The sequence below is a fragment of the Bowdeniella massiliensis genome (genome assembly GCF_023634005.1).
Taxonomy (GTDB): Bacteria; Actinomycetota; Actinomycetes; order Actinomycetales; family Actinomycetaceae; genus Bowdeniella; species Bowdeniella massiliensis.
Map to the genome: position 1 here is coordinate 1 of NZ_JALIQR010000013.1, position 15,850 is coordinate 15,850.

At 66.9% G+C, this 15,850-nt stretch carries 16 protein-coding genes; 14 read left to right on the forward strand and 2 right to left on the reverse strand.

Annotated features, from left to right (window positions below):
* The coding region (locus MUN85_RS09640) for a C40 family peptidase (RefSeq protein WP_250506515.1) at positions 1-634 on the forward strand (634 nt) is incomplete at its 5' end.
* Positions 635-708: 74 nt separating this feature from the next.
* Here the strand turns inward: MUN85_RS09640 and MUN85_RS09645 are convergent.
* Positions 709-2,163 carry an alanine/glycine:cation symporter family protein gene (locus tag MUN85_RS09645; RefSeq protein ID WP_250506516.1) on the reverse strand — a complete coding sequence of 485 codons (1,455 nt, stop codon included), beginning with the start codon at positions 2,161-2,163 and terminating at the stop codon, positions 709-711.
* A 128-nt stretch (positions 2,164-2,291) separates the two neighbouring features.
* Positions 2,292-2,795, reverse strand: a complete 504-nt coding sequence (locus tag MUN85_RS09650; protein WP_092561898.1) for an inorganic diphosphatase — start codon at positions 2,793-2,795, stop codon at positions 2,292-2,294.
* 87 nt (positions 2,796-2,882) lie between these two features.
* Here MUN85_RS09650 and MUN85_RS09655 point away from each other — a divergent pair, with 87 nt between their 5' ends.
* The 13 genes from MUN85_RS09655 to panD are packed head-to-tail and all read left to right on the forward strand — an operon-like array spanning position 2,883 to position 15,828.
* A complete protein-coding gene (locus tag MUN85_RS09655) occupies positions 2,883-4,211 on the forward strand; it encodes a D-alanyl-D-alanine carboxypeptidase/D-alanyl-D-alanine-endopeptidase (protein ID WP_250506517.1) in 1,329 nt (442 codons plus the stop codon).
* Between the two features lie 10 nt (positions 4,212-4,221).
* Positions 4,222-5,208, forward strand: a complete 987-nt coding sequence (locus MUN85_RS09660; protein WP_250506518.1) for a zinc-dependent metalloprotease — start codon at positions 4,222-4,224, stop codon at positions 5,206-5,208.
* Complete coding sequence (gene tilS, locus MUN85_RS09665) at positions 5,209-6,246, forward strand: tRNA lysidine(34) synthetase TilS (protein ID WP_250506519.1); 1,038 nt, start codon at positions 5,209-5,211, stop codon at positions 6,244-6,246. It begins immediately after the preceding gene.
* Positions 6,236-6,790 carry a hypoxanthine phosphoribosyltransferase gene (gene hpt, locus MUN85_RS09670; RefSeq protein WP_250506520.1) on the forward strand — a complete coding sequence of 185 codons (555 nt, stop codon included), beginning with the start codon at positions 6,236-6,238 and terminating at the stop codon, positions 6,788-6,790. The genes tilS and hpt overlap by 11 nt, the downstream gene beginning before the upstream one ends.
* Positions 6,791-6,847: 57 nt before the next feature.
* Positions 6,848-8,860, forward strand: coding sequence for an ATP-dependent zinc metalloprotease FtsH (ftsH, locus tag MUN85_RS09675; RefSeq protein WP_250506578.1), 2,013 nt, complete (start codon positions 6,848-6,850; stop codon positions 8,858-8,860).
* Positions 8,861-8,862: 2 nt separating this feature from the next.
* Complete coding sequence (folE, locus tag MUN85_RS09680) at positions 8,863-9,495, forward strand: GTP cyclohydrolase I FolE (protein WP_250506521.1); 633 nt, start codon at positions 8,863-8,865, stop codon at positions 9,493-9,495.
* A gap of 2 nt (positions 9,496-9,497) precedes the next feature.
* Positions 9,498-10,319 (forward strand): dihydropteroate synthase, encoded by an 822-nt coding sequence (gene folP / locus MUN85_RS09685; protein ID WP_250506522.1) that lies wholly within the window; start codon positions 9,498-9,500, stop codon positions 10,317-10,319.
* A complete protein-coding gene (gene folK / locus MUN85_RS09690; RefSeq protein ID WP_250506523.1) occupies positions 10,312-11,178 on the forward strand; it encodes a 2-amino-4-hydroxy-6-hydroxymethyldihydropteridine diphosphokinase in 867 nt (288 codons plus the stop codon). The genes folP and folK overlap by 8 nt, the downstream gene beginning before the upstream one ends.
* A complete protein-coding gene (locus tag MUN85_RS09695; RefSeq protein WP_176780681.1) occupies positions 11,175-11,654 on the forward strand; it encodes a DUF3180 domain-containing protein in 480 nt (159 codons plus the stop codon). The genes folK and MUN85_RS09695 overlap by 4 nt, the downstream gene beginning before the upstream one ends.
* Before the next feature lie 17 nt (positions 11,655-11,671).
* On the forward strand, positions 11,672-12,169 hold the full coding sequence (locus tag MUN85_RS09700; RefSeq protein ID WP_092562156.1) for a PH domain-containing protein: 498 nt from the start codon (positions 11,672-11,674) through the stop codon (positions 12,167-12,169).
* Positions 12,166-13,650 (forward strand): PH domain-containing protein, encoded by a 1,485-nt coding sequence (locus tag MUN85_RS09705; protein WP_250506524.1) that lies wholly within the window; start codon positions 12,166-12,168, stop codon positions 13,648-13,650. Before MUN85_RS09700 ends, MUN85_RS09705 begins: the two co-directional genes overlap by 4 nt.
* A gap of 8 nt (positions 13,651-13,658) precedes the next feature.
* Positions 13,659-15,389: a pantoate--beta-alanine ligase gene (panC, locus tag MUN85_RS09710; RefSeq protein WP_250506525.1), complete on the forward strand. Its 1,731-nt coding sequence runs from the start codon at positions 13,659-13,661 to the stop codon at positions 15,387-15,389.
* A 1-nt stretch (position 15,390) separates the two neighbouring features.
* The gene (panD, locus tag MUN85_RS09715; RefSeq protein ID WP_250506526.1) at positions 15,391-15,828 is read left to right on the forward strand and encodes an aspartate 1-decarboxylase; all 438 of its coding nucleotides are present in this window, start codon (positions 15,391-15,393) and stop codon (positions 15,826-15,828) included.
* Positions 15,829-15,850: the final 22 nt, after the last annotated feature.

Below are 15,850 nucleotides of genomic sequence, written 5' to 3' on the forward strand. Positions count from 1 at the left end.
CACGTACCGTCGCTCCAGCCAGAGTACGGGCAACGCCACGAAGCGCCACTCTGGCGTCTCGTTTTTTCGTCAGCGTGTGGGCAACCGCCAGGCCCTCCCCGCGGCATACCGCCGCCAGCGCCGGATGGGTATAGGAGACAGCCCCACGCCGGCTCCAACGACCCCGGCGCCGCGTCCGACGACGCCCGCTCCGGCTCCGACTACGCCGGCTCCCAAGCCGACGCCGAAGCCAACGCCGCCGCCCCCACCGCCGCCGCCAGCCTCATCGAAGGCGCAGCAGGCGCTCGAGGTCGCCAAGCGCTACATCGGCGTGCCCTACGTGTGGGGCGGTGCCACGCCCTCGGGCTTTGATTGCTCGGGCCTCGTGATGTATTCCTTCGCGCAGGTTGGTGTCAACCTGCCCCGCACCTCGGGTGGACAGTACAACGCGACGGCACGCGTGCCCGTCAAGCAGCTGCAGCCGGGCGACCTCATCTTCTACGCCCAGGGCGGCAACCCCAATAACCGCATCTACCACGTCGCGTTCTACGCGGGTAACGGCATGCGGCTGCATGCTCCAAGGCCCAACCAGCGCGTCGAACTGGTCAAGATGTACTGGACCAACGTTCTGCCGTACGGCGGTCGCGTGAAATAGCGCGCCATAGGGACGCACACAAAAGGCGGCCCGGCTCCTGGGGAAGGTAGCCGGGCCGCTCAGTGTTGGACTCGTTATTTGCCGGTGGACTCGTAGGTATCGATGCCGCCCGGGTGGCCCTCCATGAAGGCCTCGATCTCTTCCTTGGACGCCGACAGCGTCGGATCGTTCTTCAGGTAGTGCTTCGTCTCGCGGGCGATGAGGCCCGACAAGATGATGAGGCCGACGAGGTTCGGCAGCGCCATGAGACCGTTCATGAGGTCGGAGAAGTTCCAGACGACGGCGAGCGGCACGGTGCAGCCGACGTAGACCATGAGCGAGAAGATCACGCGGTAGGGCATGACACCTTTGCGACCGAACAGGCGCTCGGTGCAGCGTTCGCCGTAGTAGGCCCAGCCAAGGACCGTGGAGAAGGCGAACAGGGCGATGGAGATCGTCACGATCGCATGCCCCCAGGTGCCGGGCAGGCCATGGCTGAAGGCCTCGGCCGTCAGCGTCGCCTGCGACGCGTTCGGATCCTCCCATACGCCGGTCGTCACGAGGACGAGTCCAGTGAAGGTTACGACGACGATCGTGTCAATGAAGGTCTGCGTCATCGAGACAAGGCCCTGGCGCACCGGGTGGGTGGTCTTCGCGGCTGCGGCAGCGATCGCAGCCGAGCCCATGCCTGACTCGTTGGAGAAGATGCCGCGCGCGACACCGTAGCGCAGCGCGAGCATGAAGGCGGATCCGGCGGCGCCACCAAAGGCTGCGTGTCCGGTGAACGCCTCGGTGAAGATCAGGCCGATCGCCGAGGGGATCTGCGAGGCGTTGACCGCGAGGATGAAGATCGCCGCGAGGATGTAGACGACGATCATGAACGGCACGAGCGCGGCCGTCACGCGGCCGATCGACTTAATGCCGCCGACGAGCACAGCGAAGGCGACGACGGTCAACACGATACCGACGATCCACGGCTGGATACCGAAGGTGTTCTGGATGTTTTCGGTGATGGCGTTGCCCTGCGTCATGTTGCCGATACCGAAGGAGGCCAGGACCGCCAGGATCGCGAAGGACAGGGCAAGGAACTTACCGAAGCCGCCCTTGATGCCGCGCTCGAGGTAGTACTGCGGGCCACCGGAGATCTCGCCCGCAGCGTCCTTGGTGCGGAAGCGAACGCCAAGGAAGGCCTCGGCGTACTTGGAGGCCATGCCGAGCAGGCCGGTCACCCACATCCAAAACAGTGCGCCGGGCCCGCCGAGCATGATGGCGCCGGCGACGCCGACGATGTTACCGACACCAACGGTCGCGGCGAGCGCGGTTGTCAGGGCCTGGAACTGGGAGACATCGCCCCCGAAGGCGCCGTAATCGCGGCGCTTGAGGATTCCGAGGTTCAGCGCTGGCCACAGCTTATGGAACTGCAGGAAGCCGAGCCGGATCGACAGGATGATGCCGGTGCCAAGTAGCAGCGGAATGAGTAGGAACGGCCCCCAGACGATGCTGGAAAGCCACCCGAAGAAGTCTTCGAGTTGTTTCAAAGTAGCGGTCACATGTCCTCCCTTAAGGTGGTGGCCACCAGCATTGATCGGAGGCCATTTCAGGACAGTGTGCCACACAAAGTGTGACCCGGGTGACATTGTTTCTTACGGAATGTCACCCGGGACCGACAACTGAGGGTTTAGTGTGCGCCTTCGCTCGCGATTCGCTCACGTTCGCGCTCGAAGGAACGCTGGATTTCGGCTTCCGCTTCCTCGCGGCCCACCCAGTGTGCGCCCTCGACGCTCTTGCCCGGCTCCAGATCCTTATACACCTCGAAGAAGTGCTGGATTTCCAGGCGGTGGAACTCCGATACGTCGTCGATATCGGTACGCCAGGACGCGCGCTGATCGCCCGCGGGCACGCACAGGACCTTATCGTCGCCGCCCATTTCGTCGCGCATGCGGAACATGCCGAGCGCGCGGCAGCGGATAACGCAGCCCGGGAAGGTCGGCTCTTCGAGCAGGACGAGGGCGTCCAGGGGATCGCCGTCCTCACCCAGGGTGTCGTCGATGAAGCCGTAATCATCGGGGTAGCGGGTAGAGGTGAAGAGCATCCGGTCGAGGCGGATGCGTCCGGTCTCGTGGTCTACCTCGTACTTATTACGGTTCCCCTTGGGGATTTCGATGGTGACGTCGAATTCCACGTCCGGCCCTTTCTATGAAAACTGTCCCTCTACACATTAGTCTGACCCACGTACGTTATAAGCGGTAGCGCATCGAGAGGTGGAACGATGAAGAAGGCAACATCCCTCCTCCTGTCGGGAGCGCTGGTGCTCAGTTTAGGGGGATATGCGACCGCGGACGCATTCGATGTTGTCCCCGGCGTCCTGACGCTCGCCCCGCGCGGGGCCAAGCCCGTCGACTACCCGCGCCCGCTACCGCCCGCAGCGAGCGCCGTTAACCGCCCGAGCCTCCAGCCCGACGAGTCCGCGGGCAGCCTGCAGCAGCTCGTCGACGACTTTGCAGCCGGATCGAGGGCGCTCGGGGGGCGCATCGCCGTCATGATTCGGGACGTGCCAAGCGGGACCGTGCTCGCCGAACGCGATGCGGATACGGCGTACACGACGGCGTCCTCGGTCAAGATTTTGCCGGCCGCGGCGGCGCTCGCGGCGCTGGGGCCGGATCAGCCGCTAGCGACGCGGGTGATGTTCGATGGCTCGGGGACCGTCAGCCTAGTAGGCGGCGGCAATATGCGCCTCACGACGGCCGATGTGCAGCGCCTGGCCGACCAGACGGCGGCGGGGCTGAGCGCTGCCGGCTTCAAGCGCGTGGCGGTGCGGGTGGACGATTCCCTGTTTACCGGCCCGGTGTGGGCGCCCGGCTGGGGCGATCTCGACCGGCCGTGGATTCAGCCGGTGCAGGCGCTCGGCATCAACTCGGGTAAGACCGATGGCTCGCGCGCGGACGCCGATCCAGCGATCGCGGCCGGACGCGTGTTTTCGAAGGCGCTCACCGAAGCCGGGATCGAGGTGAGTGGCACGGCGCGCGGCAAGGCCGGGGCCGAGGACGTGCTGCTCGCCTCGCACGAGGCGGAATCCGTCGCCGACCTCGTGTCCCACACGCTCAAGGCCTCGGACAATACGACCTCGGAGGCGACGGCGCGGCTGGTCGCGATCGCGCGCGGTGAGGCCGGGACCTTTGACGCCGGACGGGCCGCAGTGCTCGCCCAGCTGGCCGATGCAGGATTTGGCGTCGAAGGCACGACGCTCGCGGATTCCTGCGGGCTGGATTCGGCGACGAAGGTCTCCGCCCGGCTGCTGACGGACATCGTCGAGGCGGCCGCGTCGGGCAAAAACCCCGAGCTCGCACCGCTGATCAGCGCGCTGCCCGTCGCCCACCTGGATGGGACGCTGCGCACCCGGCTCGACGGCGCGGCGGGACTCGTACGCGCCAAGACGGGAACGCTCGTGACGGCGATCAGCCTGTCGGGGGTGCTGGAGTCCGACGGCCGCCAATTTGCGTTCTCGATTCTGGCGCCCGAGGTCGAAGAAGGGGCCTATCAGCAAGCCCGCGGCGAACTTGATGCGTTCATCTCTTCCCTCGCGAAGTTTGCTGACTAGTGTGGAGGTTATGACCTCTCTTTCCTCACCGACCGCTCTGATCGCGGCGCTCACGCCCGCCGGGGATCCCGGCAGCAAAGCTCAGGCGCGCGCCGTCGTCGACGTGCTGCGTCGTAGCGCCGCCAAGGCGCCGGCGGAGGTGGGCCGAATCACCGGGCTGCATCGCGCCGCCGAGAAGGCCGCTAACGTGCCCGTCTACGTCGTTGACCGGCCGCGCTTTCAGGCCGCCAATCGCGAACTTTTTGACGTGATGATTGGCGAGAGCATGCCGCAGATCTCGATGGGGCGGCTCGATCTCGGGGCGGCGCTCGCGTTCTTATCGACCAAGGTGCTCGGCCAGTACGACCCATTCCATAAGCGGCTGCTGCTCGTCGCCCCAAACGTGCTCAAGGTGGAAGAAGAGCTCAACCTCGACGCGATGGACTTCCGGCTGTGGGTGTGCCTGCACGAGACCACGCACGCCGTACAGTTCGCGGCCGCGCCATGGCTCGCGGAGCACCTGCACAAGCTGACCGGCAAGCTGCTGGGCGACCTCGAGGAGCACAGTGAGGGCAGCGCGCAGCGGTTCGCCGCGTGGCTCAACCAGGCGCTGCGCGGCGATGACGATACGCCCATCACCGAGGCGCTGCTCGATGAGGCGATGCAGGAGACGATGGCCGAGGTGAGCGCCATCATGGCGCTGCTGGAGGGCCACGCCGACGTCGTCATGGATGCGATTTCGCCCGCGCGGCTGCCGAGCGTCCGCCGGATTCGCGCGGCCTTCGACAAGCGGCGGATGTCGCCGACCGGGCTGGAAAAGATCCTGCGGCGCGGGCTCGGCATCGAGGACAAGCTCGCCCAGTATCGCGACGGAGCGGCGTTCGTGCGCGCCGTCGTGGAGCAGGTCGGTCACGCCGGGCTGAACCGGGTATTCGAGTCCGCCGAGATGCTGCCAAGCGCCGCGGAGATCCGCGAGCCCGAGCGCTGGGTGGAACGCACCGCGGCTCGCGAGGCGTAGGTGGCCGGCCCCGATCCGGCCGTCGCTCGCGGGCGGCGGGCGCTGCGCGAGCTCGGCTCGCGGCGGGCGATTCTCGCCTGTTCCGGGGGCCAGGATTCGCTCGCACTCGCGGCGTGTGCGGCGTTCGTGGCGCCGCGCGATGGCTGGGATGTGCACGTCATCGTCGTCGATCATCAGCTGCGCGAGACCTCCGGCGCCGAGGCCGCGGCGGCGGCCGCGATGGTGCGCTCCCTTGGCCTGACCGTCGACGTCATTGCCATCACGGTGCCGGGCGGGGCGGGCGGCACCGGGCACGGCGGGCCCGAGGCCGCCGCGCGAACGGCCCGGCGCGCCGCACTGCTAGCCGCAGCCGAGCGCCACGAGGCGGACGCGATCCTGCTCGGCCACACGCTCGATGATCAGGCCGAGACGGTGCTGCTGGCGCTTGCTCGCGGCTCCGGCGCGGCCTCGCTGTCCGGCATGCGGCGTCGCGACGGACTGTGGGCCAGACCGTTTCTGGGCCTGCGCCGCGATGAGACCCGCGCGATCTGCGAGGCGCACGCGCTGCGCCCGATCGAGGATCCGAGCAATGACCTGGAAGGGCCGTGGCGCGCGGCCGACGGCTCGGCGCTGCGACGCATCGCGCTGCGCCACCGCGTCCTGCCGGCCCTCATCGAGATCCTCGGCCCCGCCGTACCGTTGGCCCTGGCCCGAACCGCCGATCAGCTCGCCCGCGACGATGACGCCCTAAGCGAACTTGCGCGTGACCTTGCCGATGCCGCCGAGGTGGCCTGCGAGGTCGCGACGGGCACCTGCTATGACCTTGCCACCCTGCGCGCCGCCCACCCCGCGATCCGCACGAGGCTCATCCATCGCGCGCTTGCCGCGGCCGCGGGCGAGGGCGTGCAGATCGGTTCGGTGCACGTCGGCGAGGTCGATCGCCTCATCACGACGGGCGGCGTCCACGGGCCGATTTTCACCCCGGGCGGTGTGATCGCACAGAAAGTTAATGGCATGCTAATGGTGGCATCACCCCAAGGAGACATACGTGGACGCTAACGACATGGGACGCGACCTTTCCAAGGTCCTCATCAGCGAGGACGAGATCGCCGCAAAGCTCGATGAGCTGGCCGCGGCAATCGACCGTGACTACGCGGGCAAGGAGGTCCTGCTCGTCGGCGTCCTGAACGGCGCGGTCATGGTGATGGCGGATCTCTCGCGGCGCATCCACACCCCGGTCACGATGGACTGGATGGCCGTCTCCTCCTACGGGTCGGGCACCAAATCATCGGGCGTCGTGCGGATCCTGAAGGACCTGACGACCGACGTCCACGGCAAGCACATCCTCATCGTCGAAGACATCATCGACTCGGGCCTGACGCTATCCTGGCTCGTGCGCAACCTGTCCTCGCGGGAGCCGGCCTCGATCAAGATCGCGACGCTGCTGCGTAAGCCGGAGGCCGCCAAGGTCGAGGTCGACGTCGCGTACTGCGGCTTTGATATCCCCAGCGAGTTCGTCGTCGGATACGGACTGGACTACGACGGGCGATACCGTAACCTGCCGTTCATCGGCACGCTCGCCCCGCACGTATACGGCGGGTAGGTAAAGGAAATTATGGCAACCGAGAAATCTGGGCAGAAGCCCGAGAACAACGGCAAGATGAAGTTTGCCCGCGGGCCTGTCGTGTGGCTCCTTTTCATCGTGATCCTCGCCTGGTTGGGCATGTCATTTTTGACCGGCCCGGCCTTCAAACAGATCGATACCTCCGACGGCCTGAAGCTGCTGAACGCCAAGGAGACGACGGTCCAAGAGGTCGAGGTCACCGAGGGCGCGCAGCGCGTGCGGATGAAACTCAGCGAGGCCTTCACCACCAAGGACGCCAAGGGCAAGGACGTCGATAAGGGAAAGCAGGTCGAGTTCTTCTACGTCGAGCCGCAGGGCGACGGCGTCATCCGCGCGATCGAGAAGGCCGAACCCGCCAACGGCTACAACTCCGAGGTGCCGCAGCCGAGCTGGTGGTCCTCGCTGCTGACGCTGTTGCTGCCGATGATCCTTATCCTTGGCGTCTTCTGGTTCCTCATGATGCGTGCCCAGGGTGGCACCCGCGGCGCGATGGGCTTTGGCAAGGCGCGCGCAAAGATGGTGAATAAGGAGACCCCGGACGTGACCTTCGCCGACGTCGCGGGCGAGGACGAGGCCGTCGAGGAACTCCAGGAGATCCGCGAGTTCTTGGCCGAGCCGCAAAAATTCCAGGCCGTCGGCGCCAAAATCCCCAAGGGCGTGCTGCTCTACGGCCCGCCCGGAACCGGTAAGACGCTGCTGGCGCGAGCCGTCGCGGGCGAGGCCAACGTGCCGTTCTTTTCGATCTCCGGCTCGGAGTTCGTGGAGATGTTCGTCGGCGTGGGTGCCTCGCGCGTGCGCGACCTATTCGAACAGGCAAAGACCAACGCTCCGGCAATCATCTTCGTCGACGAAATCGACGCCGTCGGACGCCACCGTGGCGCAGGCATGGGCGGCGGACACGATGAGCGCGAGCAGACGCTGAACCAGCTGCTGGTGGAGATGGACGGCTTCGATTCCAACACGAACGTCATCCTCATCGCGGCGACAAACCGCCCCGACGTGCTGGATCCTGCGCTGCTGCGCCCGGGCCGCTTCGACCGCCAGATCGCGGTGGAGGCCCCCGATCTAGCGGGCCGCGCCGCAATTTTGAAGGTGCATGCCAAGGGCAAGCCGATGGCGGCCTCCGTCGACCTGGATATGGTCGCGAAGCGCACGCCCGGTTTCACCGGCGCGGACCTCGCCAACGTCTTGAACGAGGCGGCGCTGCTGACCGCCCGCTCCAACGCCCAGCTCATCGATAACCGCGCGCTGGACGAGGCAATCGATCGCGTCATCGCCGGCCCGCAAAAGCGCAGCCGCGTGATGAACGAGAAGGAAAAGAAGGTCACCGCCTATCACGAGGGCGGGCACGCCCTCGTCGCGGCGGCGCTGCGTTACACCGACCCGGTCACCAAGGTCACGATCCTGCCGCGCGGCCGCGCGCTCGGCTACACCATGGTCATGCCCTCCGAGGACCGCTATTCCACGACGCGCAACGAACTGCTCGACCAGCTCGCCTACGCGATGGGTGGGCGCGTCGCCGAAGAGATCGTCTTCCACGATCCGACGACGGGCGCCTCCAATGACATCGAAAAGGCCACGTCGATGGCCCGCAAGATGGTCACGCAATACGGCATGAGCGAACACGTCGGCTCGGTGCGGCTCGGCCAGGACTCCTCCGAACCCTTCCTCGGACGCGACATGGGCCACCAGCGCGACTACTCCGAGGACGCGGCCCGCGTCATCGACGATGAGGTGCGTCGCCTGCTCGATCGCGCCAATGACGAGGCCTGGGAGATCCTGACGGAATACCGCCACGTGCTCGACGAGCTCGTCCTCGAGCTGCTCGAGCACGAGACGCTGAACGAAAAGGAGATCGCGCGCATCTTCGCTGCGGTCAAGAAGCGCGATCCGCGCCCGGTGTGGCACTCCTCGCCGGATCGCACGATCTCCGATATCCCGCCGGTGCGCACACCCGCCGAGATCGAGGCGGGCGAAGCGGAGAAGGCTCCGGTGGATCAGGCTGCGGAGGCGGGCGACCGGCTGCCGCCGATGTCGGAAGGACACTAGCGATGTCGCGGCCCGATCCCGAGCGCAGCGACCACTTCACCAACGGCGTGGGCGCCGGCCCCAATCGGGCCTATGACGCCGCCGGGGTGGAAAAAGCCGTCCGCGATCTCCTCATCGCCGTCGGCGAGGATCCGGATCGCGACGGCCTGATCGACACCCCGAAGCGGATGGCGCGGGCCTATGCCGAGATGTTTGCGGGCCTGCACGAAAACCCCGCCGACACCCTCGACGCAGCCTTCGACATCGGCCACGAGGAGATGATCCTCGTCAAGGACATCCCGATGTACTCCATGTGCGAGCACCACCTGCTGCCCTTCCACGGGCTCGCGCACGTGGGCTACATCCCGAACGAATCGGGCCACGTGACGGGCCTGTCCAAGCTCGCGCGGCTCGTGGAGGGCCACGCGCGCCGGCCCCAGGTTCAAGAGCGCCTCACCTCGCTCGTCGCCGACTCCCTCGTCGAGCGGCTGCACCCGCGCGGTGTCATCGTCGTCGTGGAGGCCGAACACCTGTGCATGTCGATGCGGGGCGTGCGCAAACCGGGATCCCGCACGATCACCTCCGCGGTGCGCGGCCAAATGCGTAATGCGGCCACCCGCGCGGAGGCGATGAGCCTCATCATGTCCGGGAGGTAACCATGGGACGGCCCCGCCCCCTCATCATGGGGATCGTCAATGTCACGCCGAACTCGTTTTCCGACGGCGGGAAATTCCTCGCCGCCGATGCCGCCATCAACCACGCTCGTGATCTCATCGCCGCGGGCGCCGACATCATCGACATCGGGGGCGAATCGACCCGGCCCGGCGCCCACCGGGTGAGCGCCGCTGAGGAGTGGGAGCGCATCGGGCAGGTCGTCGCCGAATGCGCAGCGTTGGGCGCGGCGGTCTCCGTCGATACCCTCAACGCTTCTACGGCCTCCCGCGCGCTCGCGGCCGGCGCCACCTATATCAACGACGTCTCGGGCGGACTGGCCGATCCAGCCATGCACGCCGCGATCGCCGCCGAGCCGCGAGCGCGCTACATCCTTGGCCACTGGCGCGGCACCCCCGAGACGATGGCCGATCTCGCGCACTACCGCGACGTCATCGGGGACGTCGCACGCGAAATCGCCGACCAACTCGATCAGGCCGTCACCGCCGGGGTGCGCGATGACCAGCTCTTCGTGGACCCGGGCGTCGGCTTTGCCAAGAACGCCGAGCACAATTGGCGCATCCTCGCCCATCTGGAGCGCTTCATGGCGCTCGGCTACCCCGTCATGATCGGTGCCTCGCGCAAGCGCTTCCTATCCGATCTCGTGCCGCACGAGGCCGATGGGCCGAGCGAGCGCGACCTCGCGACGGCCGTGCTCTCCGCGCTGCTCGCCGAGCGCGGCGTGTGGGCGCTGCGGGTGCACGACGTGGCCGCGACCCGCGTCGCCCTGGAGGTCGCCGAACGCCTGGACCGGGGGCGTCATGCCTGACGTCATTACCCTGACGGGCATCACCGCGCATGCCTACCACGGCGTCTTTGCCGCGGAAAAGCAGGCCGGGCAGACCTTCATCGCCGATATCGCCTACCAGCTCGATACGCGGGCGGCGGCCCGCGGCGATGACCTGGCCGAGACCGTCTCCTACGCCGAGGTCGCCGAGGCCGTAGCCGAGGGCCTGCAAACGGGCAGCCTAGACCTCATCGAGACCCTCGCGGAAAACCTCGCACGCATCGTGCTCGGCTTTGAAGGGGTCGACGAGGTGCGCGTCAGCGTGCACAAACCCGAAGCGCCAATCGACGTCCCATTTTCCGACGTTTGCCTGACGATCACCCGCACCCGGGCGAGCCTCGTACCCGCCGGAGCGCGCGAGGTCGTCTTCTCCCTCGGCGCGAACCTCGGTAACCCGATCGCGCAGCTGCGCGCCGCGGTCGACCTGCTGCGCGCCGAACTCTCGGATGTCGAGGTGGGGCCGCTGCTGCGCACCGCGCCCGTCCTCGCGCCCGGCCAGCGCCCGCAGCCCGATTACTACAACACCGTCGTGATCGCCCGTAGCAGGTACGCCGCCACGGAGCTGCTGGCGCTCGCCAACCGCATCGAAGACGCCCTCGGACGCGTCCGCACCGAAACCTGGGGCGAGCGCACCCTGGATATCGACATCGTCGATATCGCGCGCTACTGCTCCTGCGATCCCGCGCTCACCATCCCGCACCCCCGGGCGCGCGACCGTGCCTTCGTCCTCGTGCCCTATGCGGCGCTGCGCCCGCACGCGACGCTCGCGGGGCACCAGCTGAGCGACCTGCTCGCCGCCGCCACGGGTGAGGTCTATGAGCGCATCGAGGACTGGCTGTGACCCGCACGTCGATCCCACGCCTGGTCACAATCGCGATCATCGTCGGCCTGGCATCCCAGCTCGTGCTCGTCTACCTCGATGACCGGCGCGCCCACCCGGTGCCCGTCTCCGCGATCACGACGATGCTGCTGCTGGCGCTCGCGGTGATGCTCTGGCGCCTCGGCCTCGGCGTGAAGAAGTTGATCGCGCGGCAAGAAACGAGAATCGATGCGATTGGTGCGGCGCGCGTGGCGATGTTCGCCAAAGCCTGTTCCCTCGGCGGCTCCGGCCTCGCGGGCTACTTCGGTGCCCAGACGTTCATCGGCGCCCGCAACTATTCCTCGCCGCTGTATTTCGAGCACACCTGGATTGCGGCAACGACGCTCCTTGCCTGCCTCGCCCTGGTGACGGTTGCGCTCATCGTCGAATCCTGGTGCGAGATCCCGCCCGATGACCAGGATCCGCCAACGGGGGTGCGGTCAGCCAACCCCGCATGATGTGGGACAATAGCGCTATGACATCACAGGGGGCACGCACCATCTTCGACCCTGCCGGCATCGAGTTTCGGCCGGTGTCGGACGGACTCATGAAGGCTCGGCTCATCATCACCGCAGCCGTGCTCGCGGTACCGCTGATCGCGGCCATCATCATCGCGCTAACGCTCACCGCGTGGCTCTGGATCGCGGTCGGCGTCATCGCCGTCCTCGCGGCCTGGCTGAGCTGGCTGATCCCACGCCAGGTGCGCGCCCTGGGCTATGCGGAAACCGAATCCGATCTCGTCATCCGCCGCGGCATCATGTTCCGCTCCCTGTCGATCGTGCCCTACGGCCGGATGCAATACGTCGACGTGTCCGAAGGGCCGATCGCGCGCTGGTGCGGGATCGCCTCGATCCAGTTGCACACCGCTTCGGCGGCGACGGACGCCTCCATCGACGGCCTGCCGCCAGCGGAAGCCGCCCGGCTACGCGACCGGCTCACGGCCAAGGGCGAAGCGAACCTGGCGGGGCTATGAACCAGGACCAGGCTCCCGAGAGCGCGCCTGCCGAAACCGCCATCGACTGGCGTGCGGTGCACGTGGTCACGCCGCTCATCCAAGCGATCAAAGGCCTGGCGGTGCTCGCTGCCTTCGCGGTATGGCAGCTGTTTGATATCGTCCAGGACCAGATCGACGAGATCGCGGGTAGCGCCCGCGCGCTGCCGAGCTACGTGTTCCTCATCGTCGTGGGCGTCATCGTCGCGATCATCATCGTGATCGGGCTGTATTCCTTCCTCGCGTGGCGCCGCATCCAGTACGCGATCGGCGAGGAAGCCGTCTACTACCACCACGGGATCCTGTTTCGAAACCAGCGCCACGCGCGGCTCAACCGGATTCAGGCGGTGGACATCGTGCGCCCGCTGCTGGCCCGCTTTTTTGGGCTCGCCGCGGTCGACGTCCAGACCGCTGGCGGTGCCGACTCCAACGTCCAGATCCAGTTCCTGAAGGAAGACGACGCCCAGCGCGTACGCAACGAGATCCTCGCCCGCGCCGCTGGCGTCAAGGCCGGGCCGACTGCCCCCGATGCAAGCGCCGACTTCGTCGAAGCCCCCGAACGGCAGGTCCTGAACGTCGGCTTCGGCCAACTCATCACCTCGATCCTCATGTCACCTGCCCTCGTGATCTTCACGCTCGCGACGGTGATCGGTATTGTGATCGCCATCGCCAACGGCGCCTGGGGCTTCCTGTTCGGCATGGTTCCGGCGATCATCGGGCTCGTGAGCTGGCTGTGGGCACGCATCGCCGGCGAGTTTGATTTCACGCTCGCAATTTCGCCCGACGGTATTCGCTCCCGGCACGGCCTGACCGAAACCCGCGCGCAGACGATTCCGCCGCGCCGAATCCAGGCCGTGGGAATCACCCAGCCCATGCTGTGGCGGCTAAAGGACTGGTGGCGGGTGGAAGTAAACGTCGCGGGCTACGGCGGCAGCGGCGAGTCCGATAAGTCATCAACGTCGGACACCAAGACGGTGCTGCTGCCCGTGGGCAGCCGGCTCGATCTGGAGCGCGTGCTGTGGCTCGTCGTGCCGGATCTTGGGGTTGACGACCCGCAGGCCGTCATCAGCGCTCTGCTGACCGGAACCGGTAGCGTCCAGGGCTTTTACACCGCGCCGCGCCGGGCACGCTACCTCGACTGGTTTACCTGGCGGCGCCACGGGCTGAAGGTCACGAGAACGGTGCTGTTGATCCGTGGCGGCTTCTTCGTCCGGCGCGCAGCCGTCGTTCCGCACGAGCGAACCCAATCGCTCGGGATCGAGCAGGGGCCGCTCGAGCGCGCCTTGAAGCTCGCGAACTTCGCGGCACACTCGGTTTCGGGGCCGGTCTACACCAAGACGCACCACCTGCCTGAAGAGGTCGCGCTCACGGTCCTGGTGGAGCAAGCTGAGCGAGCGCGTATTGCGCGCGGCCATGAGGGCCCCGAGGAGTGGATGCGGCGCGCGGTAAGCGTCGCGTCATAATAGAGGGCATGAGCGCCTCCGCTACTGCCACCCCGCTACGTATTGCCGTCGTCGGTTCGGGCCGAGTCGGCCCCGTCCTTGCCGCCGCCTTCCGCCAGGTTGGACACCAGATCGTCGGGATCACGGCGCGCCACGATGCGGCGATCGACCGGGTCAGCGCCGTCCTACCCGACGTCCCCGTGCGGGAGCTCGCCGATATCGCTCAGGGGGCGGACCTCATCCTGCTGGCGGTCAGCGACGACGCGCTCGACGACATCGCCCGTGAACTGCCGGTCGAGCCCGGCCAACTCGTCGCCCACACCTCCGGCGCCCACGGCCTGCAGGTCTTGGAGCCGCTCGCCGCGCGCGGGGCGCTCGTTTTTGCGCTGCACCCCGCGATGACGTTTTCGGGCACCTCGCTCGATATCGCCCGGCTGCAGGACTGCGCCTTCGCGGTGACCGCAAACCCCGCGGTGCTCCCGATCGCGCACGCCCTCGTTGCCGACCTCGGCGGCAACCCCGTCACGATCGCGAACGCCGACCGGCCCGCGTACCACGCTGCACTTTCCCACGCCGCGAACCACACGGTCACGCTCATCGCGCAGGCCCGCAGGCTGCTCACGGCGATCGGCCAGGTAGACCCGGGAGCAACCCTCAAGGCGCTCGTGCGCACAGCTGTCGAAGGTGCATTGCGAGCCGGCGATTCGGCCCTGACCGGACCGGTCATGCGCGGGGACGCCGGCACCATCCGCGCCCACCTCGCGGCGCTCGCGGACATCGGTGAGGGCGATATTGAGGCCACCTACCGCGCCTTGGCCCTGACGACCGCCGAGCGCTGTTATGACCGGGACGTCCTGAGCGATGACCAGCTCGCGGATCTCACTGGTGTGCTGTTGCCACCGACCGAGGTTGTCACGACGAAGGCTGAGCTGCGTGCCGCGCTTGCGATCCGGCCGGGGGCTCGCGCCGTCGTGATGACGATGGGGGCGCTTCACGAGGGGCATCTGAGCCTCGTGCGCCGCGCTAAGGAACTCGCGGACGTGGTCGTCGTGACCGACTTCGTCAACCCGCTGCAGTTCGCCCCGGACGAGGACTTTGATTCCTACCCGCGTGATCTCAAGGGCGATGTCGAGCTGCTACGGGGCGAGGGCGTGGACGTCGTTTTCGCGCCGAGCACCGAGGAGATGTACCCGCGCGAACCACTCGTTCGCATCGACCCGGGCCCGGTGGCGCAACTATTCGAGGGCGTGACGCGGCCGACTCATTTCGCGGGCGTCGTGCAGGTCGTCACCAAACTGCTGAACCTCACCCAGCCCGATGTGGCGATCTTTGGTGAGAAAGACGCCCAGCAACTCGCCCTTATTCGCACCCTCGTTGCCGACTTGGACATTCCGGTGCGCATCGTCGGAGCCCCCATCGCCCGTGACGATGATGGCGTTGCTCGTTCCTCTCGCAACGCCTACCTCTCCACTGAAGAGCGCGGCCACGCCCGCGCCCTCGTCGCGGCCCTTGATGCCGCCGAGCAGGCCGCAGCTATGGGCGACGTGAGCAGCCCTGCGCAGTTGGCGGACATCGCTCAGCGAGCACTGGCCGATGCACCGGGAGTACGGGTAGATTATGTAGCCGCGGTGGACGCAGGCACCTACCTGCCGGCCGATGCCGCAACGCGCGAGATCATCCTTGCGCTCGCCGCATTTGTTGGGCCCACCCGGCTTATCGATAATCGGCGGATCGAGCTGGAAGCGAAGGAAGATTCCTGACATGTACATGCGGACGATGATGACGTCCAAGATCCACCGCGCCACGATCACCGGCGCGGACCTGAACTACGTCGGCTCTATTACCGTGGATCAGGATCTGTTGGATGCGGCGGATCTGCTTGCTGGGCAGCAGGTGGACGTCGTCGATGTCACCAACGGTTCGCGTCTTACTACCTATGTGATTCCGGGTGAGCGTGGCTCGGGCCAGATCTGTATTAATGGCGCGGCGGCCCATCTTATCCATGAGGGTGATCTCGTTATCCTCATCGCCTACGGTCAGCTTGATGACGAATCCGCACGCACCTACCAGCCGCACGTGGTGTTTGTTGATCAAGCCAACCGGATTATCGACATCAACGCCGATCCCAGTCAGGTCCCGGCCGATAACCCGCACGATGTGGAGCCCTCGGGTATGCCGTTTGAGACCTACCGCCGCTGAGACTGCGCAATTGCGGACGAGG